Raw genomic sequence first — 22,269 nt, 5'->3', positions numbered from 1 at the left:
TGCTAGGCCGCCAGCACGTCGGGGCGGCGCTGCAACACGGCCGACGGAATGCCGGCCGGAATCGCCGTGATGCTGGCGACGGGATCGAGCTGCGCGTCGGGCAGATCGGCATCGGGCACGCGCGTGCCGGCCACCAGGTCCAGCGCGTTGCGGGCCTGCTCGGCGGTGGTTTGCGCCTGCGCGGCGCTGTTGCGCGCGGCCTGGAGGCTGGCCTGCGCCTGCGCCAGGTCGAGCGCGCTGGCCGCGCCGAGCGCATGCTCGCGGCTCACCAGGTCGAAGGTGCGCTGCTGGCTGGCCAAGGTCGCCTGCGCGATCGCCAGCAGGCGCCGGTCCGAAGCCAGCGTCAGCCAGTCGCTCGCCACTTCCGACACGAGGCTGATCTGCGTGCTGCGACGCGTCTCGACCGTCGACAGGTACGTTTCCAGCGCCGCCTTGCTCAGGTTGCGCACGCGCCCGAACAGGTCGAGTTCGTAGGACGTGAAGCCCAGGTTGGCGCTATAGACATGCGAGATCTCGCCGCTCTGGCTGTTCGTGGCCGATGCCGAGCCCGTTTGCGCGCTGCGCACCGAGGTGGGCGTGCGCTCGGCGTCTTCATTGCCGCCGAGGTCGATTTCCGGAAACAGCGAGGCGCGCTGAATGCGGTATTCCGCACGCTCCTTCTCGATGTTCAGGATGGCGATACGAAGGTCGCGGTTGTTCGACAGGGTCAAGGCGATCGTGTTCTGCAAGCGGGCATCGACGAAGAACGTGCGCCAGCCGATGTCGGCGGCCTGCACGTCCGGCGCCTGTGCAGCCGACGCCGACGCCGCATCGGGCCATGCGGCCGCCACCGGCGCGGGCGGCCGCTGGTAGGTGGGCGACAGGTCGATGCACGCACTCAGCGCCGTGGCGGCCGCACCGGCCAGCATCCAATGAATCGCGCGCTTCATGCGGCACCTCCTTGTTCCGGCGAGCCGGCCGGCGCATCGGCGCCACCGCCGCCGCCCGGGCCATCGGGCTTGCGACGCTTGCCGCCCAGCTTGCGCACCATGAAATACGACAGCGGCGTGAAGAAGATCGCGAGCACGGTGCCCACCAGCGTGCCGCCGAACACGCCGGTGCCGATCGATTGCCGCGCGGCCGCACCCGCCCCGCTCGCGATGACGAGCGGCGCGACGCCGAGCAGGAACGCCAACGAGGTCATGACGATCGGGCGAATGCGCAGCGCCACCGCTTGCTCGATCGCCTTCAGCGTGCCGGCGCCCTGCTTTTCGAGCATCGTTGCGAACTCGACGATCAGGATGGCGTTCTTCGACGACAAACCCACCGTGACGAGCAAGCCCACCTGGAAATAGACGTCGTTCGACAGGCCGCGCAAGCTCGTGCCGAGCGCCGCGCCGAATACGCCGAGCGGCACGATCAGCAGCACCGCGAGCGGCACCGACCAGCTTTCATAGAGCGCGGCAAGGCACATGAACACGAACAACACCGACACGGCATACAGATACGGCGCCTGCCCGCCCGACAGTTGCTCCTGATACGACAGTCCCGTCCACGCATAACTGATGCCCTTCGGCAACTGGCCGACCAGCTTCGCCATGGTATCCATCGCCTGCCCCGAACTGACGCCCGGCGCCGGGTCGCCGACGATCTCGAACGAGGATTGCGCGTTGTAGCGATCCAGCTCGGGCGGCCCGTATGTCCAGTGCGAAGTGGCGAACGCCGAGAACGGCACCATCGTGCCCGAGGCATTGCGCACATACCACTGCTCGAGCGATTCGGGCGTCATGCGGAACTGCGCATCGCCCTGCACGTACACCTTCTTGATGCGCTGGTTGTCGAGGAATTCGTCGACATACTCGCCGCCGAGCGCGTCCTCGATGGTGGTGTTGACATCGCCGGGCGCCAGCCCCATCGCGTTCGCCTTGCGGTCGTCGATGTCGAGCGACAGTTGCGGCGTGTCGCTGAGGCCGTTGAAGCGCACCTGGCGCACGATGCCGCTGCGGTTCGCCAGCGCGATCAGCTTGTCGCGCGCGGCGGCCAGCGCCGTGTGGCCGAGGTTGCCTTCGTCCACGAGCTGCATGTCGAAGCCCGAGCTGATGCCGAGGCCGCGCACGGTGGGCGGCTGCAACACGAATACCTTCGCATCCCGAACCTGTTGCGCGAGATCGCGCGACGCCTTGACGACGAAGCCCTGCGCCGTGTCGCTCGCGGCGGTGCGCTGGCTCCAGTCCTTCAGCTTCACCCACATCATGCCGACGTTCTGGCCGTTGCTGCCCACCGCGAAGCCCGCCACGTTGAACACCTCGGACACGGCCGGCTGCTTGAGCAGATAGTGCTCGACCGTCGCCATGGTCGCTTCCGTGCGCTCGCGCGTGGCGCCCACCGGCGCCGTGACCGTCACCATCAGCACGCCCTGATCCTCGGTCGGCAGGAACGAGGTGGGCAGGCGCATGAACAGGAAGCCCGCGCCAACCACCAGCACCACGTACACGAGCATCGCCGGCTTGCGGTGATGAAGGATCCTGTCGACGGTGCGCCGGTACTTGCTGGTGGACGCGTCGAAGCCGCGATTGAAACCGCTGAAGAACCGGCCCTTCGGCTTTTCGTGGTCGTCGCGCAGAATCGTCGCGCACAAGGCCGGCGTGAAGGTCAGCGCCACCACCACCGACAGCGCCATCGCGGACACCACCGACACCGAGAACTGCCGGTAGATGATGCCGGTCGAGCCGCCGAAGAACGCCATCGGCAGCAGCACCGCCGACAGCACCATCGCGATCGCCACCAGCGCGCTGCTGATTTCGGTCATCGATTTGCGGGTGGCCTCGCGCGGCGACAGATGTTCTTCGGACATCAAGCGTTCGACGTTCTCGACCACCACGATCGCGTCGTCCACCAGCAGCCCGATCGCCAGCACCACGCCGAACATCGTCAGCATGTTGATCGAGTAGCCGAACACGTCGAGGATGCCGAACGTTCCGAGCAGCACCACCGGCACCGCGATCGCCGGAATCAACGTGGTGCGCAGGTTCTGCAGGAACAGGAACATGATCGCCACCACCAGCACGATCGCCTCGATCAGCGTCTTCACCACCTCCGAAATCGAGGTCTTGATGAACGGCACCATCTCGTACGGATACTCGACCTTCAGGCCGCTCGGAAAGCTCGCCGCGCGCTTGTTCAGGAAGTCGTGCACGGCCTGATCCACCTGCACTTCGTTCGCGCCCGGCGCGAGTTGCAGGCCCAGCCCCGAGGCGGGCTTGTTGTTGAAGTTGGTTTCGACCGTGTAGGCCTGCGGGCCGAGATCGACGCGCGCCACGTCGCCCAGCAGCACCTGCGAGCCGTTCGTCTGCGTTTTCAGCACGATGTCGCGGAACTGCTGCGCCGTGGTCAGGCGGCTGCGCGCCGTGATCGTCGCGTCGAGTTCCTGGCCCTTGACCGCGGGTGCCGCGCCCACCTCGCCGGCGGCCACGTCGTTGTTCTGCGCGTCGATCGCCGTAACCACATCGGACGGCATCAGCGCGTATTTCTGCAGCTTGTTCGGATCGAGCCAGATCCGCATCGCGTATTCATAGCCGAACTGCTGCGCCTGCCCCACGCCGGGCAAGCGCTCGATCTGCTCCTCGAGGTTGCTGTAGAGATAATCGGCGATCGCCGCCTTGCTCATCTTGCCGTCTTCCGACACCAGGTTGAACACCAGGAACGTATCGGGCGAGGCCTTGCGCACGGTGACGCCGCTTTGCTGCACCTCGGTCGGCAGCAGCGCGTTGGCGGCCTGCAACTGGTCCTGCACCTGCACTTGCGCCGTGTTCGGATTGGTGCCCGCCCCGAACGTCAGCTTGATCGAGATATTGCCCTCGGAGTTTGCCGACGAAGACATGTACATCAGGTTGTCGAGGCCCACCATCTGCTGCTCGATCACCTGTACTACGGCATCCTGATTGGTTTGCGCCGACGCGCCGTTGTACGACGCCGTGATCTGGATGGTGGGCGGCGCGATGTCGGGATACTGGTCGAGCGGCAGTTGCGTGATGGCGAAGGCGCCCGACAGCGACACCAGCAACGCGAGCACCCAGGCGAAAACGGGGCGATCGATAAAGAAGTGTGCGATACGCATGCAGCCGCCCTCAGTTCGACGCGGGCGACGTGGCCGCCTGCGCCGATGCAGCCGATGCATTCGAAGCGTCCGACCCATCGGCCGCCGCCCGCTGGCTCGCGGCCTGGTCCTCGACCGGCTTCACCGTGTCGCCCACGCTCGCGAACTGCGAGCCGGCCACCACGATGCGCTCGCCCGCCGCCAGCCCGCCCGTCACGACCCACTGGTTGTTGTTCGCCGTGCCGCCAAGCGTCAGCGTGCGCTGCTCGACCTTGTTCTGGGCATCGACCACCAGCGCCGTGGCGTCGCCGCGCTGGTCGTGCGCGACCGACTGCTGCGGCACCAGGATCGCCGTCTCGTTGATGCCCTGATCGATGACCGCATGCAGGTATTCGCCGGGCAGCAGCAGCTTTTCCGGGTTCGGCACGATGACGCGCAGCGTGATGGTGCCGGTGGTCGGATCGACGCCCACGCCCGCGAATTGCAGCGTGCCTTCGTGAGCGTAGGTCGTGCCGTCTTCCAGCGTGATCCTGACCTTCGCGTTGCCGTTGGCGTCCGTTTTATAGGCGCCGCTCGCCAGCTTCTTGCGCAACGCGAGCACGTCGGTGCTCGATTCCGTCACGTCCAGATACATCGGATCGTAGGCGTAGATCGTGGCGAGCGCGGTGGTTTGATCGGCCGTGACGAGCGCGCCCGGCGTGTAGGCGGAGGCGCTGATGGTGCCCGTCACCGGCGCCCTGACGCGCGTGTAGCCGAGGTTGATGCGTGCGCTTTCGAGCGCGGCCTGGTCCGCATCGATGGTGGCTTCGTCCTGCTTGAGCGTGGCTTCGGCGGTTTCGAGCGTTTCCTTGCTGATCGCGTCGATCGCCGCGAGCGAGCGGTCGCGCTCGGCGATCGGCTGGGCCGACAGCAGCGCGGCCCGGGCTTTTTCCAGCTCGGCCTGATCGGCGTCGTAGGTGGCCTGGTACGGCGCCGGATCGATCTGATAGAGCACCTGCCCTTCATGCACCACGCCGCCTTCGTTGAACAGGCGCTTCTGGATCACGCCGGTGACTTGCGGCGTGACGGGCGAGGTCAGGAACGACGTGGCGCGGCCGGGCAAGGACACGGATTGCGCGAACGGAACGATCCTGACCGTTTCCACGTTCACCGTCTGCACCTTCTTTTGCGTGCTCTTCTGATCGTGCGAGCACGCCGCCAACGTGCAGGCCAGCAGCACGATGCCCGTGCGACGCGGTGCGGAAAACCGAATTTGCATGATGAAAGCCCCAATGCCGAGGGCGCGGTCCACGCCCGATGGGCCGAGTATGGGAAGCAAATTCGCAAGAAATTAGGAATGCCGGGCGCGGGCGATGGCCGGGCATTACGCGGGATTACTGGCGGATTCGTCATCCGCCGCGATGGATGGAGAACGGCGTGGCGGGGATCGTTCGCAAGTCCGCTTCGGTCTACTGATCAAACCACGCCTTGTCTTGCCACGGCTGCGGCGTCCGTCTCCCGCTGCCGCGCCCGATCCGCCTGCGTCCGCCCGTCATAGCCCCAATCGCTGCCGGCCACTTCCTTGATCACCACGTAGGTGGCGGCATCGAGCTGCGCGATGGTTTCGCGCAGCAAGGCCATCGCGGCGGCAATGAAGGCGCGCTTCTGCGCCTCGTTGTTGGTGCCGGCGGTCACGCACACCTCGAGATGCGCCGCCGTGTGCCGCAGGCTCGCGCCGATGGTCCAGCGGTTCGAGATCGGCGTCTCGATCAGCACCGAGGTCAGTTCGTGCTGCTTCGCCAGTTCGTCGGCAATCAGCCGGGTCAGTTCGGTGGACAGATATTGGGCGTCGTCGGCGGACGGGGTTTGCGACAACGTCAAGCGGGCAAAGGGCATGGTCTTGCTCCTCAAAAGATGGTGCTGTCATATTATTTGAGGAATTCGCAAGCTTGCTTGCGCTCCATACCCACTCAGATTTGAGTTTTCCTCATGATTCCCGACATCCCCTCCCCCTTGCTGCGCACCTTCGTGGCCGTGGTCGATTGCGGCTCGCTGGCGGCGGCGGCCCAGCGCATCGCGCGCAGCGAATCGGCGGTCAGCCTGCAGCTCTCGCGTCTCGAAGCGATCGTCGGGCAGGCGCTGTTCGATCGCGACGGCCGCGCGCTGCGGCTCAATGGGTTCGGCGGCCTGCTGCTGTCGCATTCGCGCGCGATCCTCGGGCGCATCGACGCGGCCCGCGCCGAGCTGGCGCCCGATGCGGTGGCGCCGGTGCGAATCGGCGTGGTGCAGGATTTCGTGCCGGGCGTGCTGCGGCCGACGCTGGCCGAGGTGCGCGCGCTGACGCCCGAGGCCGCGTTCACGATCGTGATCGGCAGCACGGCGGAATTGCTGCAGGCGATGAGCGAGGACCGCATCGACGTGGCGCTGTGCGCCGGCGAGCCGTTCGGCGGCAACGTGGTCGCGCGCCTGCCGATGCGGTGGTTCGGCGATGCGAACCTGCTCGACGGCGAGGTGGTGCCGCTGATCAGCATCGCGCCGCCGTGCCCGTTCCTGCTGGCGGCGCAACGCGTGCTCGATGCGGTGGGCCGGCCCTGGCGCGTGGCGCTGACCACGCCGAGCCTCGACGGGCTGCGCGCAGCCTGCGAAGCCGGCATCGGCATCGCCTGCCGCACCGTACCGGGATTCGGGCTGCCGGTGTTGGCCGGCACCGCGCTGCCGCCGTTGCCCGAGATCGCGTATTCGACCATCGAGCGCCGTCACGACGGCGCCGAGCCGGGGCCGGCCGCGCGTGCGATGACGGCGCATCTGGGTGCGCTGGTGGCGGGGATTCGAGCGGGAATGTGAGACCGCTCGACACCCCGGCCACCAACGCTCAACGCCCCGCGTCGCCCTGCCGGTACACCGCCGTCAATTCATCGAGCTGCGCCTTGAGCGCAGGCTCCAACGCGTAATCGGCGGCGGCCAGCGTATCGGCCAGTTGCTCGCGGCGGCTCGCCCCGAGAATCACCGACGTGATCGCCGGGTTCGCCAGAATCCACGCCACGCCAAGCGTGGGCAACGCCACGCCGGCCGCCTGCGCCATCGCCTGCACCTGCTCGACCGTGCCGAACTCGCGGTCGCGCCAATAGCGGCTCTTGTACATCGCGCCGAACTGGCCCATCTCCGGCGAGAAGCGGCCCGCGCCCGGATCGTCGCTCCGCCGGTAGCGGCCGGTCAGCAGCCCGCCCGCCAGCGGGTTGAACGGATTGACGGCCAGCCCCTCCTCGTGCGCAAGCGGCAGCAACTCGCGCTCGATCTCGCGAAACAGCAGGTTGTAGCGCGGCTGCACCGAAACAAACCGCGTCAGCCGCAGCAGATCCTGCCGGCCGATCGCGCGCGCGAGCCGATACGCGAGGTAATTCGACACGCCGATATAGCGCGCCTTGCCCGAGCGCACGATGGCGTCCATCGCTTCGACCGTCTCTTCCAGCGGCGTGGCCGCGTCGTCCACATGCAGTTGATAGAGATCGACGTAATCGGTATTCAGGCGGCGCAGCGACGCGTCCACCGCATCGAGCAGATGCTTGCGCGAGCCGCCCCGGTCCCACGGCAGCGGCCCCATCGGCGCGCCGCCCTTGGTCGCCAGGATGAAGCGCTGGCGCTTGTCCTTGAGCCAGCGCCCGGTGATCTCCTCCGAGCTGCCCACCTCGTGCGGCAACGCCCCGCCCGGGTACATGTTCGCGGTGTCGATGAAGTTCACGCCGGCCTCGGCCGCCGCGTCGAAGATGCGAAACGATTCGGCCTCGTCGGTCTGGTGCCCGAACGTGCCGGTACCCAGACACAGCCGCGACACCGACAAACCCGTACGTCCCAGTTGCGTGAACTGCATGACCACCTCCATGAGGAAACCCGCGAATCCCCCATGGACTCGCAAATATATCGATCACTATATTTCGAGCACGGAGCCGTCGTCAAACGTTTTATATTGAATGCTATATTTGAGCCCGACGCCCGCAAACGAAAGGAAACGCATGATCCGGCCACGCATATTCGATGTCGACGCCGCGGTGGACACCGCCACCGACCTGTTCTGGCGGCAGGGCTACGAAGGCACCTCGCTGTCCGACCTGACGGGCGCGCTCGGCATCACGCCGCCGAGCTTCTATCACGCGTTCGGCAGCAAGGAGGCGCTGTTTCGCACCGTGCTGGAGCGCTACGGCGCGACGCGCCTGCAATACGCGGAAGACGCGGTGCAATGCGCGACGGCCCGCGAAGTGGCCGAGCAGATGCTGACGCGCTGGGCCGAGCTGTACACCGAGCCGGGCTTTCCGGCCGGCTGCCTGGCGTTCAATTGCTCGCTGGCGGGCGGTGGCCCGGAAAGCCTGATGGCGCAGGAGTTGGTCAGGCATCGCGACGCGCGGCGCGCGCGCCTGCGCGCGCGTTTCGAACAGGCGCAGCAGGCGGGCGACCTGGCCGCCGACGCGAACCCGGAAGCGCTGGCGCGCTATCTGATGGTGCTGGGCTGGGGCATGGCCTCGGACGCCCGCACCGGCGCGAGCCGCCAGGATCTGCTCGAGATGGTGGCGGTGGCCATGCAGGCGTGGCCGGCCTGACGGATCGGACGGGTCGAAAGGCCCCCGCCATCGCGTAGGTCACCTGATTACATTTCTCCCCGCACGTCCACGCATCCATCGGATCGAGGATCGATTCCTGCTTAACCGCCCGCCTCGCCGCGCTGCCGCCGCCGAGGAAAGGAACGGTCACGCAAACGCCGCACATTCCCCTGAACTTTGCGCACACCGCTCACTCAGGTCCATGTACGCGCAACCAATTTCCCTCGTGCAAGCACGCTGCAAGCCGTTTGCAATGCATGCGTGGCGCGTCGTCTCGTGGCACCGTCCGCCATCGTGCCCGGCGGCATCCCCCTGGCCGCCCCGTCAATCCCGCATCGGCTGTCCGATGCGCCAACCGGAGGGTTTCCCATGCGAATCCTGACACTTCCCCTCGCCGCGCTTTGCATCTCGCTGACAGGCTGCGCCGCTTATCGCACTCACGAAGCACGCGAAGTCCAGGACGGCAAACTGGTCGGCGCCAACATCCTCGACCTCGTGCAATCGGTCGGCATTCCCGACAAGACGATGAAGCTCGTCAGCACCGGCGGCGCCGACGACCGCATGACCGCGCAATGGAATTTCTCGAACGCCGACGCCGCGCTCGACCTCAACGTCGTGCTGCTCGACCTGAAGGTGGGCGGCGCGGGCAAATGCACCATGACGGCCACGGTCGACCGCTGGGGCGGCAAGGTGATGGCCGTGAATTTCCCGCAGGCGCACAGCGACAGCATCGGTTCGGACTACGGCGCCTGCGAGCCGCTCGTCGAGGAAGCGCTCAACCACATGCCGCACACGCCGATCAATCCGAAGTACGACGCGTTCGCGCTGGTGGGCGCGGCGAAGTAGCCCGGCCGCGCGCTCGCGTTCAGGCGGGCGCGGCCTCCTCCTCGATGCCGAGCGCCGTCGGCAGCCACGCCTTGAAGGTCTCGAAGGCCTCGTGACGATGCGGGCGGCGCGGATGCACGAGGTAATGCCCGATGTAGTTCACCTCGCGCGTGGTGCCGGACGGCTTCGGCGTGCCGTAGACGATGTCCAGATCGAAATCGTCGTCGAAGCGCGCGTATCATGGCCGTTGATCAAAATCTCGACGCGCGTTTTCTATCGCGTCCAGATTGTTGGCCGCCCACACCCAGACTCCGCAAAATGCAGCGCCCAATGTGATCCCGAGGTCGGTGAGTTTGTATTCGACCTTCGGTGGCACGACCGGATACACCGTCCGTATCACCAGGCCATCACGCTCCATCGTGCGTAGGGTTTGCGTGAGCATTTTCTGGCTGATTCCCTCCACCAATTCGCCAAGTCGGCTGAAACGCAGCGGCGACTTTTCCGCGAGCGTGTCGAGGATCAGCATTGTCCATTTGTCGGCAACGCGGCCGATGAGATCTCTGACCAACGAAGCGATGCGAGGATCAAGATCGATCGGCGGGGTCAGGCTCGCGTAATACTGCGCGGCGGCGATCTGTTCCTTGGTGAACTCCGGGACTCGTTCCACTTTCACACTCTCTTTTTGGTACGTATAGAACTTTCAGGTGCCTTCTTTCTTTTGAAGAGTGTACCGGGCAGACTACGCTCGTGCTCGACAAAACAGGGAGTGACATCATGAAAATGACAGGAAGAACCGTATTGATTACCGGCGGAACAAGCGGGATCGGCATGGAGTTGGCACGGCAACTCATCGCCAAGGGCAATACGGTGATCGTCACCGGGAGAGACCCGGGCAAGCTGAAAGATGCACAGCGGGCCGTGCCGGGGCTGCATGCTTTTCAAAGCGATGTCAGCGATCCGGCGGATATCGCGTCGATCTACAAAATCGTGTCCGAGCAGTTCCCGGCGTTGGACACCCTGGTGAACAACGCGGGAACGATGCGCAACATCGGGCTGGATCGGCAGTATCAGTTAAGTGACCTGACCACTGAAATCGATGGAAATTTGAAGGGCCCGATGTGGATGGTTCAAACTTTCCTGCCCTTGCTCATGAAGCGGAAAAACAGCTTGATTGTGAATGTCTCATCGGGTCTGGCATTTATTCCCTTCCCCGCGGCGCCGATATACAGCGCGTCCAAAGCCGCACTCCATGCCTATACGCAGTGCCTGCGAGCGCAGTTGGCCGGCACCGGTGTGTCCGTAGTCGAATTGGCGCCCCCGGGCACCGAAACGCCGCTGTTTCGAGGCGAGTTTGCCGAGGCGATGAAAAATGAAAAAGGCATGAACGTCGGCGTGCTCGCGAAACGCGCCATTGCAGGTATCGAAGCCGGGAAACTCGAGATTCGTCCTGGTGTAAGCAATGTCCTGAAGATCGCCAGCCGCGTTGCGCCGCAGTTCATGTTTCGGCAAATGGTCAAGCTCGGCCGTCCGAAACCGTCTGGAGCCTGAGACGAGATGTCGTTGTGGCGATAGGGCAGGAACGGGAGAAACGGGTCGAAAGCCGAAAGCCAGGATTGACGGCTTCGACCCGGGGCGGCCGTTCGCGGAAAGCAAAAGATCAAAGATCCCCCCGAACCTCCCCCGTCCCCAACGCATTCCGCTGCCGATTGACCTCATCCCACAGCGCATCGCTATCGTCATCGCGCAGCACGATCACCCAATCCAGTTGCTCTTCGGTCACACCGAAGTACTCCAGAATTTCCTTGCGCGCGCCGTCCATGAACTGCGCGTACTCCGGCGTCGTCTGCGCTTCGGCATGCAGCGCGTCGTATTCCGAATCGTCCTCGCCGCCGCCGGCCTCGTCGATAAAGCGCGAGATCCACTGATCGCGTTCGTAGTCGTAATCGGCTTCGGCGCGCATCGCTTGCGCAGCCGTTTCGAAGTCCAGTTGAGCGAACGCGGCGATCGCCGCCATCGTTGCTTCGTCGAATGTCGTTGTCATTGCATCCTTCCCAGTCGTCGCGCCGCATCATCGCGCGGCACGGTCCAAAACCCACGCGGCGCCTCCGCTCCGCGCCACTCGATCAGCGCTTCCCCCGCCCACCACCCGCCTTCCCCTGCGGCTTCCCCGCAGAAGACTTCCCCGCCGCAGACTTCCCACCCCCAGCCGGCTTCCCCGCCACCTTCGCACGCGGCTTCTGCGTACTGAACGGGCTGCCGACCAACAACCGCCAGTCATACCCCTCGTCCGCATCCCCTTGCGCGCCGGAGCCGGTACCCGGCGCCACACCCGCCGCCTGCCCGCCCTTCGGCTTCTTCGGTTTCTTAGGCTTCTTGATGAGCTGCCCCGCCGCGCTGGTTTCCGGCACGCGATGCTCGGCCAAAAACCCCGGCTCCTCCTCGCGCGGCAGCGTCTTCCCGATCAGCGCTTCGATCGCGGCCAGATACGGCGCTTCATCCGCGCACACCAGCGATACCGCCACGCCGCTCGCGCCCGCGCGGCCGGTGCGGCCGATGCGGTGCACATAATCCTGCGCCACGATCGGCAGATCGACGTTGATCACGAGCGGCAGATCGTCGATGTCGAGCCCGCGTGCCGCCACGTCGGTGGCCACCAGCATCTGCACCTCGCCCGTCTTGAAACGCTCCAACGCACGCAGGCGCGCGGGTTGGGGCTTGTCGCCGTGGATGGTGTCGACCGCATAACCGGCCTCGTCGAGCATGCCGGCTAGGTAATCGACGCCGTTGCGCGTCTTGACGAACACCAGCGCGTGCTTCCACTTGTTCCGCGCCACGAGGTGCATGAACAGGTCGGGCTTGTTGCGCTTGTCCACGGTCACCACCCACTGCTTGATCCGGGTGGCGGTGGTGTTGGGCGGGCTGACGCTGATGTCGACGGGGTTACGCAGAATGCTCGCGGCCATCGCGCGGATGTCGTCGGTGAACGTGGCGGAGAACAGCAAGGTCTGGCGCTGCGCAGGCAAGGCCGCGAACACGGCGTTCAGCTCGCGCGAGAAGCCGAGATCGAGCATGCGGTCGGCTTCGTCGAGCACCAGCGCCTGCACCTGATCGAACTGCACGGCGTTCTGGCGATTCAAATCGAGCAAGCGGCCCGGGGTGGCGACCAGCACGTCCACGCCCTTGCGCAGCTTCATCATCTGCGGGTTGATGCTCACGCCGCCGTAGGCGGCCAGGAAGCGCAGGTCGAGCCCCTTGCCGTAATCGGCGAAGCTCTGCAGCAGTTGTTCGGCCAGCTCGCGCGTGGGCACCAGCACCAGAACGCGCACACGGTTGCTGGACACGGCCGGGCCGTTTTGCACGAGCCGCTGCAGCAGCGGCAGCGCGAAACCCGCCGTCTTGCCGGTGCCGGTGTGCGCCGCGGCCATGACGTCCTTGCCGCCGAGCACGGCGGGAATCGCCTTGGCCTGCACCGGGGTGGGCGTCTGGTAATTGAGATCCTGCACATTACGCAGCAACGGTGCGATCAGGCCGAGCGAGGCAAAAGACATGGGGGGTGTTCCGGGCGAAAACCGCAATTCTAGCGGTTGCCGCGCCGGCAGCGGCTGGCGCGGCACGAATCCGGCCGCCGAAGGCAGAAAGCCGGAGCCGCCCGGCCGGTCAATCGTTGCGGCCGCCGAATGCCCTGGCGATCTTCCGATCGGTGTTGTATTGGCTCAATGCATACACCGACCAGATCGCGGCCGGCAGCCAGCCGATGATAGTGATCTGCAGCAGCAGGCAGATGATCCCGGCGAACGGCCGGCCGATCGTGAAGAACTGAAACCACGGCAACAGGATGGCAAGGACGAGGCGCATCGATTCGCTCCAGAGTGAAGTGCATCGATGTTACGTCAACCGCCTCGGGCCGGCCCGGAATCCGCCATCGCTTCGTGATCCGATGCTTCGCAATCAGAAGCGATCGGTCATCACCACCTTCACCACCGGATAGAAGCGCAGGTCGTGCGCCTTGTCGCGCAGTTGCTGCTCGGCCGCCGCCACGTTGTTCGCGCCGGCCGCGGTCGCGACCAGCGGGGGCACGTCGAAGCTGACGTGCGGCGTGCCATAGGCCACGCCGATGTCGGCAGCCACCGACAACCCGGCCTTGCCGGTCGGGCTATGGCCGAAACCGAAGCCGATGTAAGGCCGCACGGTCGGCCACTTGAGCTTGGCGGAAACCGTCTGGCCGAAGCCCGGCACGGTCACGCCGTTGAGGCGGTAGGTGCCGTTGGCGCCCGGCTCGGCCTCGCCCGTTATCTGGTCGCCGCCGATCAGCGCGCCCACCGTCAGGTGCAGCGGCACGTGCGTGGGGAACGGGAACACGTCGGCGAACACGCCGCCATGAATCAGCCGCACATGCGCGTTGTAGTCCTGCCCGTCCGACGAGAACTTGTGCGACAGCGCGAAGCCGCCCACTTCACCGCGCAGCGCGGTGTACGAGTTGAACGCGTGGCCGACGCCGACGCTGACGCCGTCGGTGCCGACGCCGCCATACACCTCGTTGGATTGGGCGCGCGCGGCCTGGCAGCCGAACGCAAGGGCGGCCAGCGCAGCAAGCGCGCACAGCCGGTTGAAACGCGGGACATTCATCGGATCATTCCTCAACGGGGCGAATCGAACTGGATTTATTTCGCAGTTCACAACAATCGGCGAGACTATAGCCGCCGATCCATTGACCGATTGCCCCGGTATGGAGGAGAAAACCCGCGCATTTCATCGAATGGTTTGACATTTCGGTGTCATACGATCCGGCACGGCGAAGAGGCCTCCGCGAGCGTCAGCCGCGCCGCACCAACGCCACCAGCAACGCGCCGCCGATCAGCGCGGTGATCACGCCGATCGGCAGGTCGTCGGGCGCGATCAGCGTGCGCGCCAGCACGTCGGCCCACACCAGCGCGATCGCGCCGCCCAGCCCCGCCAGCGGCAGCAGCCGCCCGTGCTCGGCGCCGAACAGGCGGCGGCACACATGCGGCACCACCAGCCCGACGAAGCCGATCGCCCCGCTGACGGCCACCGTGGCGGCGGTCAGCAGCGAACACACCACGAACAGCTCGCGCCGCCGCGCCGAGACATCCACGCCGAGCGCGGCGGCGGCCACGTCGCCGCTGGTCAGCGCGTTCAGCTCGCGCCGCCGTCCGATCAGCAGCAGCGCACCCGCCGCGAGGCACACGGCCGGCACGGCCAGCAATGCCCAACGCGCGAGGCCAAGACCACCGAGCATCCAGAACAGCACCGACTGCGCCGCGCGCGGGTCGCCGAGATAGATCAGCAAGTTGGCCATCGCCATCATCGCGAACGACACGGCCACGCCCGACAGCAGCAGCCGCGACGAATCGAGCCGCCCGGCCCGCGCGCCCAGCACGATCACCAGCGCGGTGGCGGCCAGCGCGCCGGCAAACGCGAACACCGACAGCGTGAGCCAGCCGAACGCCGCGCCGAACCAGACGGTGGCCGCCACCGCCCCGAGCGACGCGCCGGAACTGACGCCGAGCAGATGCGGATCGACCATCCGGTTGCCGGTGGCGGCCTGCAGCGCCACGCCGACCATCGCCAGCGTGGCGCCCACCAGCGCGCCGAGCAGCACGCGCGGCAGCCGGATCAGCCAGACGATCGTGTCGATGCCGGGCGCGACGCCGGCCGCCGCATGACCGCCGACGTGGGCCAGCAGCACGCGCGCCACCGTGCCGGGCGCGATCGCCACCGGCCCGAGGCCGGTGGCGATCAGCATCGATGCGAGCAGCAACAACCCGCCGAACCCGCCCACGGCCCGCATGCGCCCCGCCGCGCCCGTCATCGCCTGTCGTGCCATCGCTTATTTCTCGCCTTGCGCCGCGAACGCGGCCGGATGCAGGCCGCGCGCGAGCGTGTCGACGGCGTCGGCGTTGCGCACGCCGGGCGTGGCCTCGTCGTAAGGCAGCACGACGAAGCGTCGCGCGCGAATCGCGGCGACGTTCGCCAGCGCCGGGTTGCCGGTGAGATAGGCGATCTTCTGGGCGGCCGTCTGCGCGCCGTAATCGACGATCACGATCGCCTGCGGATCGCGCGCCACCACGCTTTCCCAGCCGACCGCCGCCCAGCTTTGCGCGAGGTCGTCCATCACGTTGACGCCGCCTGCCGCGCGGATCAGCGCGTCGGGCATGGCGTAGCGGCCGGCGGTGAAGGGCTTGTCGCCGCCGCTGTCGTAGACGAACACGCGCACCGGCTCGACGCGCGGCCCGAGCACATGCGCCACCGCGGCCACGCGCGCCTGCATCGCGGCGATCGTCTGCGCGGCGCGCGGCGCGACGTCGAAGATCGCGCCGAGATTGCGCAGGTCGGCATACACGTCGTCGAACGACGCGGGCGGGCGCGGCATCACGTGCGAGCACGATTCGGTCAGCTCGTAGGACGCGATGCCGAAGCGCGCCAGCGAATCGGGCGTGACCGGCCCGCCCACCCGCATCCCGTAGTTCCAGCCAGCCACGTACATGTCCGCACCGGCCGCGAGCAACGTCTCCAGCGCCGGGTACTGGCGCGCCAATTCGGGCAGCCCGGCCAGTTGCGCGCGCAGCGCGGGCGTGGCGGTCTTCCAGCCGCCGATGCCGGTGTAGCCCGCCATCCGGTCGCGCAGGCCGAGCGCGAGCATCATCTCGGTCAGGTTCACGTCGTTGCTGACGGCGTGCGCGGGCGCCTGCGTGAACGTCACGCTGCGGTTGCAGCTGTGCACGGTCACCGGGTAATGGCCGGCCGCGAACGCGGGCAGGCCGGTCAGCAGCGCGGCAATACGAACGGCGTAGGCGGCATGGCGAATTCGCCGGGCGCGCGGCCTCATCGGCGCGGTCTTCATTTCGTCAGTTTTCCTCATCGATGATCAACGTGACGCGCGGGTAGCCGCCGCGCGGGTGCCGGTCCACCAGCGCATCCACGCCGTACACGGCCTTCAGCAGCGGCGCGGTCAGCACCGCCTCGGGCGTGCCCTGCGCGACGATCTCGCCGTCGGCCAGCACGAACAGCCGGTCGCAGAACGCGGCGGCGAGGTTCAGGTCGTGAAGGGTGGCCAGCGTGGTGATGCGCAGCCGCTTCACGAGCGCGAGCAGCGCGATCTGGTGGCGCGGGTCGAGGTGGTTGGTCGGCTCGTCGAGCATCAGCAACTCGGGCGACTGCACCAGCGCGCGCGCCAGCAACGCGCGCTGCCGCTCGCCGCCCGACAGCGTGGCGAACGCGCGCGCCTGCGCATCGGCCAGCCCGACGTCGGCCAGCGCCCGCGCGATGCGCGCCACGTCCTCGGCCGTGTCGCCGTCGAGCATGCGCTTGTGCGGCGTGCGCCCCATCGCCACCACCTGCCCGACCGTCAGCCCGAACTCGTCGGGCGGGTCCTGCAGCACCACGGCGATGCGCCGCGCGGCCTGGCGGGCGCTCAAGGCCCACACGTCCTCGCCGCCCACCGTCACGCGGCCCGCGTGCGGGCGCTCGTAGCGGAACGCGCAGCGCAGCACGCTGGTCTTGCCGCTGCCGTTCGGGCCGATCAGCCCGACCAGTTCGCCGGGCCGCGCATCGAGCGCGATCTGCCTCAGCAGCGCGCGCGCCGCGCCGGCCGCGCCGTCGGGCGTCCAGCTCAGGCCATCGATGTGCAGCTCGCTCATCGCGCGTCCTCGTTCAGAACTTCAGCGTGGCGGTCACGCCGCCCGAGCGCGGCGCGCCGAGCAGCCACTCGCCGCCGTCGTTCTGGCTGGTTTCCGCGTAGACGCGGTTGGTCAGGTTGTGCAGATACAGCGACAAGGTCAGATCCTTGGTGGCGCGCCACGACGCCGAGGCGTCGAGCAGCGTGTACGACGGCAGATGCACGCTGTTGGCGGTGTCGCCGTAGCGGCGGCCGACGTAGCGCAGGCCCGCGCCCGCACGCCAGCCCGGCGCGAAGGCCCAGTCCACCCAGAGGTTGGCGGTCTGCTGCGGGATGTTGATCGGCACGTTGCCGGCGCGCGATACGCTCGCGCCGCCCACCGATTCGTCGAAGTTGTCGTAGCGCGCGCGCAGGAACGCCGCGTTCGCATCGATCGACAGGCCGTGCGGCAATTGCAGCGCGCCGGTCCACTCCACGCCGCGCGACGATTGCTTGCCCACCTGGATCGTCTGCCCCGGGTTCTGCGGATCGGCGCTCAGGATGTTGCGCTTGACGATCTGGTAGAACGCCAGCGTCCACGACCCACGCCCGCCCGCGAACGCCTGCTTGAGCCCCGCCTCCCACTGCTCGCCGGTCGACAGGTTGAACGCGCTGCTCGACTTCGACAGCGTGATCAGCGAGCCGACGCCGTCGGTGCCGGTGGTGTACTGGCCGTACAGCGAGACGTCGGGCGTCAGCGAGAATACCAGCCCGGTGCGCCAGCTCGTGTGGCCGAAGGTCTTGTCGAACGACGACGCGCCGGCCGTGGCGGTGGCAAACGTGTCGCGATGGAAATCGATGTAGTCGTAGCGCAGGCCCGAGATCCACGACAGCCGGTCGCTCAGTTCCACGCGATCCTCGGCGAACACGCCGGCCTGGCGCGTATGCGTGCGGAACACCGGCACGGTGGCGTCGGGGCTGGCGAACACGCCCGGATCGAAGCCGAACGCGGGCACCACCGATTGCCCGCTGAACGGCGTGTTGCTGCCGTCCACGAACGTCACGTCGTTGAACTCCGCGCCCACCACCAGCCGGTTCTGGCGGCCGGCCAGATGGCCGTCGAACGTGGCGTCGAGCCGGTCGCCCACCTGCCGCTCGTGGTGCGTGATCTCGATGTAGTCGCTGCGCAGCACCGAGCCGTCGTTCTGCAGCGCGTAGCTTTCCGAATCGTGCCAGTGGCGGTCGGTCAGCATGCCGTACAGGCTGTTGCGCACCGTCACGCCGGGCGCGGCGCGCCAGGTGGCGCCCAGGCGCGCCCAGCGGTCGAAATACGAAATCGACGCGTCGCCGACGTTGTAGTTCTGCCGCGCGAACGCCGGGTTCAGCGCGCCGCCCTCGGTCGGCACGCCGAAATAGGTCATCGGCTTCTGGCGCGCGAAATCGTAGTCGAGCGTGAACGACAGCGCCGGATTGACGTCGAGCTTCAGCGCGCCGCCCACCGACGTGATGTGCGATTCGCCGCGCGGCACCCAGCCGTTCCGGCGGTCGTCGTTGACGTAGAAGCGGTACGACAGCATCGGCCCGAGCGCGCCGGTGGTGTCGAGCGCCACGCGTTTCTCGCCGTAGCTGCCCGCGCCCACCAGCACGGTGGTCGAGCGCTCGCGCTGCGGGGCCTTCGGCACCACGTTGATCACGCCGCCGATGCCGCCCTCGCCGTACAGCACCGAGGCCGGCCCGCGCAGCACCTCGATGCGGTCCACCTGCCAGGTGTCGGCCGGAAACGTCACGGTGCCCGCGCCGACCATCATGCGCGTGCCGTCGTACAGCGTCGTGACCGATTCGGGGCCGCTGAAGCCGCGCACCGACATCGCCGTGCCGCCGTTGCCGGGCGCGCCGTCGGCGGCGAAGCCGGCCGCGCGCGTGACGGCGTCGAGCACGGTGGTGTCGCCGCGTTCGCGCACGCGGTCGCCGGACAGCGTCTCGACGCTGGCGGGCGTGTCGAGGCTCGACAGCCCGAGCCGGCTGCCGGCAGCGACCGGCGTGCCGAGATCGGACCCGGCGGTGGCCGCGCGCGACGCGCCCACGGTGACGGCCGGCAAGGCGGTGGCGCCGTCGCGCCGCGCGGACGAAGCCGACGATGCCGACGACGGCTGCGCCGGGGCGGCCTCGTCGGCCAGCACGACGCGCGGCGCGCCGAGCAGCGAGGCGACGGCGACCACGCCGGCGCAGGCGTGACGGGAGGCGGCGCGCGGCGCGCGGGTGGAATGGATGCGGAACGTGCGTTTCATGGTTGTCGGGGTGTCGGCGTGTAGCGGGCGCACCGGAGCCGGGCCGCGCGCATCGAGGCGCGGCCGCCGGCCAGTGCGGGAGATGACGGAACGGGCATGGCGATTCGCCTCCGTCATCGCAGTCGATACGACGCAATGACGGCGAATCCGGCTGATCGGCTAGGCCGCCGAGCCACCATGCCTCGCACGGCGGCCTAGGCCATCGGCCCGGCTGGCCGGCACGCACACACGGAAAACACGCGACACGACAGGAAACACATCGGCGCGGCGCGCGCACGAAGGGCGGGCGTCGCGATATCGGACAGCTTGGATCACGCGGAAATCTCCTGGGGTTTCGCGCCCCGTTGGACAAACGAATGGACAAGGCGAAGCTCAGGTCTGACTTCCGGCACGGCCGTCGGGCGACGGCACGACCGGTCACAGTGGCGCGACCGCGCGGGATTTGCACCCGCTTCCAAGCTAGGCGGCCGCCATTCTGGGGGAACAGAAACGGGGCCGCAAGCGCCGACAATCGGCGGACGTGGCGAAAAACCACCATTGCGCGCGAGATCAATTGTTAAATCGAGGGATTTCGCGGCGTTTTCGTTTCGTATGGCCCCGAATCGGCGCAAGCAACGGCTATGATGCTGGACCCGCAATAATCGTTGCGAGTGTTGCATCCACCCCTATTTATCGCTGCGCAGTGCCTGCGCGCGATCCGGTGGCCGCGTGGCGCCGAAGTCGTCACGCGCCGGCTGCCGTTTTTAAAACATGCACGGTTCGTACAATTTTTTACTGGTAGTCGTGTCGTTCGCGGTCGCCACCCTTGCGTCCTACACCGCGCTCGATCTGACCAGCCGCATCGCCCTGCTCGGCCGCTCGCCGCTGCGCCATGCCTGGCTGGCCGGCGGCGCGGTGGCGATGGGCACCGGCATCTGGTCGATGCACTTCATCGCGATGCTGGCGTTCACGCTGCCGATCCCGCTCGGCTACGACATCGTCGATACCGCCTACTCGCTGGCGCTCGCGGTGATCGTCTCCTACCTGGCGCTCTACTACACCACCCACAACCACGCCAACCGGCTCGACCTGGCGATCAGCGGCACGCTGATGGGCGGCTGCGTGGCGGGCATGCACTACACCGGCATGGCCGCGATGCACATGCAGCCCGGCATCCGCTACCAGACCGGCTGGCTGGCCGCCTCGCTGGTGATCGCGGTGGCGGCCTCGATCGCCGCGCTGTCGATCGCGCGCACGTTGCGTCACGATCAGCGCCAGTCGGCGATGCGCGCGCGGATCGGCGCGGCGCTCGTGATGGCGGTGGGCATCAGCGGCATGCACTACGCCGGCATGGCCGCCGCCGAATTCCCGCTCGGCAGCGTGTGCGGCGCGGCCAGCGGCATCGATTCGGCGTGGCTCGCCACCACCGTCTCGCTGTTTACCGTGGTGATCCTGGTGGTCACGCTGCTGCTGTCGCGCATCGACGCGCGCAACACCCGCCTGTCGCGCGCCGTCACCAACCTGAACGGCGAGATCGTGCGGCTCGCCACGCTCGACACGCTGACCGGCCTGCCGAACCGCAGCACGCTGAATTCGCGGATCGTCGAGGCGATCGACCAGGCGCGCCGCCATCAGACCGGCTTCGCGGTGCTGTTCATGGATCTCGACGGCTTCAAGGCGATTAACGATTCGCTCGGCCATTCGGTCGGCGATCAGGTGCTGGTGTCGTTCGCGAACCGGCTGCGCGCCTGCGTGCGCAACATCGACACCGTGGCGCGGCTCGGCGGCGACGAATTCGTGGTGCTGGTGGAGCCGATCAACGGCGCGGTGGACGCGCGCCTGATCGCCGAAAGCGTGCTCGACCGCACCCGCGACAGCGCCTGGAGCAGCGAAGCGCCGCTGCTGGTCACGCCGAGCATCGGCATCGCGCTGTACCCGCGCGACGGCGACAGCGTCGATACGCTGCTCAAGCACGCCGACGCCGCCATGTACGAGGCCAAGCGCGCCGGCCGCGGCACGTTCCGCTTCTTCGAAGTGGGCATGAACGACGCCGCGCTGCGCACGCTGCAGATCCAGCAGGCGCTGCACGAGGCGCTGTCGAACCATTACTTCTCGCTCAACTTCCAGCCGAAATTCCACGGCGCCACTCATGCGCTGACCGGCGCCGAGGCGCTGATCCGGCTCCATCACCCGACGCTCGGCACGCTCGCGCCGCTCGATTTCATCCCGATCGCCGAGCGCTCGGGGCAGATCGTGCCGATCGGCTATTGGGTGGTGCGCGAGACCTGCCGCCAGATCCGCGCCTGGGCCAAGGCCGGGCTGCCCGAGATGAAGGTGGCCGTGAACCTCTCGACGCGCCAGCTCGCGCAGCCGGGGCTGGCCGCCGCGATGCTGGAGATCGTGCGGCACGAGGAGGTCGCGCCGCAGCAGATCATCTTCGAGATCACCGAAACGATGGCGATGCAGGACGCCGAGCACACCATCGTGGCGATCCGCGATTTCCAGACCAACGGCTTCGAGATCGCCATCGACGATTTCGGCACCGGCTATTCGAGCCTGGCCTACCTGCAGCGCTTCCGCGTCAAGCAACTGAAGATCGACCGCTTCTTCACGAACGGGCTGGATCGCCACGGCAAGGAAGGCGCGGCGATCGTCTCGGCGATCATCGCGCTCGCGCATTCACTCGACATGGACGTGGTGGCCGAGGGCGTGGAAACCGTCACCCAGCTAGACAAGCTCAAATCGCTGGACTGCGATGAAATGCAGGGCTTCCTGCTCGGCCTGCCGCTGACGGCCGAGGCGTTCGAGGCGCTGATCCGCGAGCGCTCGGGCAACGGCGCGGCGACGGTGGCCTGAGCGGGCACGCGCCGGGATCGGAAGGGAAGAAAGGGAAAGGGTCGAAGCGGGAACACTGCG

General features: G+C 67.5%; 20 protein-coding genes and 1 riboswitch. Of the genes, 5 read left to right on the top strand and 15 right to left on the bottom strand.

Annotated features, from left to right (window positions below; translation table 11 throughout):
- Positions 1-2 precede the first annotated feature (2 nt).
- The 4 genes from AB4850_RS04870 to AB4850_RS04855 form a co-directional block, all read right to left on the bottom strand.
- Complete coding sequence (locus AB4850_RS04870) at positions 3-929, bottom strand: TolC family protein (RefSeq protein ID WP_414441471.1); 927 nt, start codon at positions 927-929, stop codon at positions 3-5.
- Complete coding sequence (locus tag AB4850_RS04865; protein WP_414441965.1) at positions 926-4,090, bottom strand: efflux RND transporter permease subunit; 3,165 nt, start codon at positions 4,088-4,090, stop codon at positions 926-928. Before AB4850_RS04865 ends, AB4850_RS04870 begins: the two co-directional genes overlap by 4 nt.
- A gap of 16 nt (positions 4,091-4,106) precedes the next feature.
- On the bottom strand, positions 4,107-5,333 hold the full coding sequence (locus tag AB4850_RS04860) for an efflux RND transporter periplasmic adaptor subunit (RefSeq protein ID WP_414441470.1): 1,227 nt from the start codon (positions 5,331-5,333) through the stop codon (positions 4,107-4,109).
- A gap of 197 nt (positions 5,334-5,530) precedes the next feature.
- Positions 5,531-5,950 carry a tautomerase family protein gene (locus AB4850_RS04855; protein WP_414441469.1) on the bottom strand — a complete coding sequence of 140 codons (420 nt, stop codon included), beginning with the start codon at positions 5,948-5,950 and terminating at the stop codon, positions 5,531-5,533.
- 93 nt (positions 5,951-6,043) lie between these two features.
- Between AB4850_RS04855 and AB4850_RS04850 the strand changes: the two genes are divergently transcribed.
- Complete coding sequence (locus tag AB4850_RS04850; RefSeq protein ID WP_414441468.1) at positions 6,044-6,898, top strand: LysR family transcriptional regulator; 855 nt, start codon at positions 6,044-6,046, stop codon at positions 6,896-6,898.
- A gap of 28 nt (positions 6,899-6,926) precedes the next feature.
- Here AB4850_RS04850 and AB4850_RS04845 read toward each other — a convergent pair whose 3' ends face one another.
- Complete coding sequence (locus AB4850_RS04845; RefSeq protein WP_414441467.1) at positions 6,927-7,922, bottom strand: aldo/keto reductase; 996 nt, start codon at positions 7,920-7,922, stop codon at positions 6,927-6,929.
- A gap of 142 nt (positions 7,923-8,064) precedes the next feature.
- Between AB4850_RS04845 and AB4850_RS04840 the strand changes: the two genes are divergently transcribed.
- Both AB4850_RS04840 and AB4850_RS04835 read left to right on the top strand, forming a co-directional pair.
- Positions 8,065-8,646, top strand: a complete 582-nt coding sequence (locus tag AB4850_RS04840) for a TetR/AcrR family transcriptional regulator (RefSeq protein ID WP_414441466.1) — start codon at positions 8,065-8,067, stop codon at positions 8,644-8,646.
- 369 nt (positions 8,647-9,015) lie between these two features.
- Positions 9,016-9,492 (top strand): hypothetical protein, encoded by a 477-nt coding sequence (locus AB4850_RS04835; RefSeq protein WP_414441465.1) that lies wholly within the window; start codon positions 9,016-9,018, stop codon positions 9,490-9,492.
- Positions 9,493-9,511: 19 nt separating this feature from the next.
- Here the strand turns inward: AB4850_RS04835 and AB4850_RS04830 are convergent, their stop codons facing one another.
- Together AB4850_RS04830 and AB4850_RS04825 are read right to left on the bottom strand one after the other, a co-directional pair.
- Positions 9,512-9,634 (bottom strand): hypothetical protein, encoded by a 123-nt coding sequence (locus AB4850_RS04830; RefSeq protein ID WP_414441464.1) that lies wholly within the window; start codon positions 9,632-9,634, stop codon positions 9,512-9,514.
- Between the two features lie 75 nt (positions 9,635-9,709).
- Positions 9,710-10,138, bottom strand: a complete 429-nt coding sequence (locus tag AB4850_RS04825; protein ID WP_414441463.1) for a winged helix-turn-helix transcriptional regulator — start codon at positions 10,136-10,138, stop codon at positions 9,710-9,712.
- 107 nt (positions 10,139-10,245) lie between these two features.
- Here AB4850_RS04825 and AB4850_RS04820 point away from each other — a divergent pair, with 107 nt between their 5' ends.
- Positions 10,246-11,019 carry an SDR family oxidoreductase gene (locus tag AB4850_RS04820; protein ID WP_414441462.1) on the top strand — a complete coding sequence of 258 codons (774 nt, stop codon included), beginning with the start codon at positions 10,246-10,248 and terminating at the stop codon, positions 11,017-11,019.
- A 109-nt stretch (positions 11,020-11,128) separates the two neighbouring features.
- Here the strand turns inward: AB4850_RS04820 and AB4850_RS04815 are convergent, their stop codons facing one another.
- The 8 genes from AB4850_RS04815 to AB4850_RS04780 form a co-directional block, all read right to left on the bottom strand.
- Positions 11,129-11,512 carry an ATP-dependent protease gene (locus AB4850_RS04815; protein ID WP_414441461.1) on the bottom strand — a complete coding sequence of 128 codons (384 nt, stop codon included), beginning with the start codon at positions 11,510-11,512 and terminating at the stop codon, positions 11,129-11,131.
- A gap of 82 nt (positions 11,513-11,594) precedes the next feature.
- Positions 11,595-13,019, bottom strand: coding sequence for a DEAD/DEAH box helicase (locus AB4850_RS04810; RefSeq protein WP_414441460.1), 1,425 nt, complete (start codon positions 13,017-13,019; stop codon positions 11,595-11,597).
- Between the two features lie 109 nt (positions 13,020-13,128).
- Positions 13,129-13,326 (bottom strand): YqaE/Pmp3 family membrane protein, encoded by a 198-nt coding sequence (locus AB4850_RS04805; protein WP_414441459.1) that lies wholly within the window; start codon positions 13,324-13,326, stop codon positions 13,129-13,131.
- Positions 13,327-13,419: 93 nt separating this feature from the next.
- Positions 13,420-14,097 (bottom strand): hypothetical protein, encoded by a 678-nt coding sequence (locus AB4850_RS04800; RefSeq protein ID WP_414441458.1) that lies wholly within the window; start codon positions 14,095-14,097, stop codon positions 13,420-13,422.
- Positions 14,098-14,284: 187 nt separating this feature from the next.
- Positions 14,285-15,316, bottom strand: a complete 1,032-nt coding sequence (locus tag AB4850_RS04795; RefSeq protein ID WP_414441457.1) for a FecCD family ABC transporter permease — start codon at positions 15,314-15,316, stop codon at positions 14,285-14,287.
- Positions 15,317-15,319: 3 nt separating this feature from the next.
- A complete protein-coding gene (locus tag AB4850_RS04790; RefSeq protein ID WP_414441964.1) occupies positions 15,320-16,318 on the bottom strand; it encodes an ABC transporter substrate-binding protein in 999 nt (332 codons plus the stop codon).
- A gap of 19 nt (positions 16,319-16,337) precedes the next feature.
- Positions 16,338-17,129 (bottom strand): ABC transporter ATP-binding protein, encoded by a 792-nt coding sequence (locus AB4850_RS04785; RefSeq protein ID WP_414441456.1) that lies wholly within the window; start codon positions 17,127-17,129, stop codon positions 16,338-16,340.
- A gap of 13 nt (positions 17,130-17,142) precedes the next feature.
- Positions 17,143-19,374, bottom strand: a complete 2,232-nt coding sequence (locus AB4850_RS04780; protein WP_414441455.1) for a TonB-dependent receptor — start codon at positions 19,372-19,374, stop codon at positions 17,143-17,145.
- Between the two features lie 376 nt (positions 19,375-19,750).
- Positions 19,751-19,830, bottom strand: a riboswitch (cobalamin riboswitch).
- Positions 19,831-20,124: 294 nt separating this feature from the next.
- On the opposite strand from AB4850_RS04780, the gene AB4850_RS04775 reads away from it, so the two are divergent.
- The gene (locus AB4850_RS04775; RefSeq protein WP_414441454.1) at positions 20,125-22,209 is read left to right on the top strand and encodes a putative bifunctional diguanylate cyclase/phosphodiesterase; all 2,085 of its coding nucleotides are present in this window, start codon (positions 20,125-20,127) and stop codon (positions 22,207-22,209) included.
- Positions 22,210-22,269: the final 60 nt, after the last annotated feature.

It is taken from the genome of Burkholderia sp. 22PA0106, assembly GCF_047497155.1.
In the GTDB taxonomy this organism is placed as follows: Bacteria; Pseudomonadota; Gammaproteobacteria; order Burkholderiales; family Burkholderiaceae; genus Burkholderia.
This window is presented reverse-complemented; position numbering and strand designations above follow the sequence as displayed.

Bases quoted from the DNA above. Each gene is read 5' to 3' on its own strand.
- AB4850_RS04835 (WP_414441465.1), top strand. From the start codon at position 9,016: ATGCGAATCCTGACACTTCCCCTCGCCGCGCTTTGCATCTCGCTGACA.
- AB4850_RS04790 (WP_414441964.1), bottom strand. From the start codon at position 16,318: ATGAGGCCGCGCGCCCGGCGAATTCGCCATGCCGCCTACGCCGTTCGT.
- AB4850_RS04870 (WP_414441471.1), bottom strand. From the start codon at position 929: ATGAAGCGCGCGATTCATTGGATGCTGGCCGGTGCGGCCGCCACGGCG.
- AB4850_RS04775 (WP_414441454.1), top strand. From the start codon at position 20,125: ATGCACGGTTCGTACAATTTTTTACTGGTAGTCGTGTCGTTCGCGGTC.
- AB4850_RS04820 (WP_414441462.1), top strand. From the start codon at position 10,246: ATGAAAATGACAGGAAGAACCGTATTGATTACCGGCGGAACAAGCGGG.
- AB4850_RS04805 (WP_414441459.1), bottom strand. From the start codon at position 13,326: ATGCGCCTCGTCCTTGCCATCCTGTTGCCGTGGTTTCAGTTCTTCACG.
- AB4850_RS04800 (WP_414441458.1), bottom strand. From the start codon at position 14,097: ATGAATGTCCCGCGTTTCAACCGGCTGTGCGCGCTTGCTGCGCTGGCC.
- AB4850_RS04780 (WP_414441455.1), bottom strand. From the start codon at position 19,374: ATGAAACGCACGTTCCGCATCCATTCCACCCGCGCGCCGCGCGCCGCC.
- AB4850_RS04785 (WP_414441456.1), bottom strand. From the start codon at position 17,129: ATGAGCGAGCTGCACATCGATGGCCTGAGCTGGACGCCCGACGGCGCG.
- AB4850_RS04845 (WP_414441467.1), bottom strand. From the start codon at position 7,922: ATGCAGTTCACGCAACTGGGACGTACGGGTTTGTCGGTGTCGCGGCTG.
- AB4850_RS04840 (WP_414441466.1), top strand. From the start codon at position 8,065: ATGATCCGGCCACGCATATTCGATGTCGACGCCGCGGTGGACACCGCC.
- AB4850_RS04815 (WP_414441461.1), bottom strand. From the start codon at position 11,512: ATGACAACGACATTCGACGAAGCAACGATGGCGGCGATCGCCGCGTTC.
- AB4850_RS04860 (WP_414441470.1), bottom strand. From the start codon at position 5,333: ATGCAAATTCGGTTTTCCGCACCGCGTCGCACGGGCATCGTGCTGCTG.
- AB4850_RS04795 (WP_414441457.1), bottom strand. From the start codon at position 15,316: ATGGCACGACAGGCGATGACGGGCGCGGCGGGGCGCATGCGGGCCGTG.
- AB4850_RS04810 (WP_414441460.1), bottom strand. From the start codon at position 13,019: ATGTCTTTTGCCTCGCTCGGCCTGATCGCACCGTTGCTGCGTAATGTG.
- AB4850_RS04850 (WP_414441468.1), top strand. From the start codon at position 6,044: ATGATTCCCGACATCCCCTCCCCCTTGCTGCGCACCTTCGTGGCCGTG.
- AB4850_RS04855 (WP_414441469.1), bottom strand. From the start codon at position 5,950: ATGCCCTTTGCCCGCTTGACGTTGTCGCAAACCCCGTCCGCCGACGAC.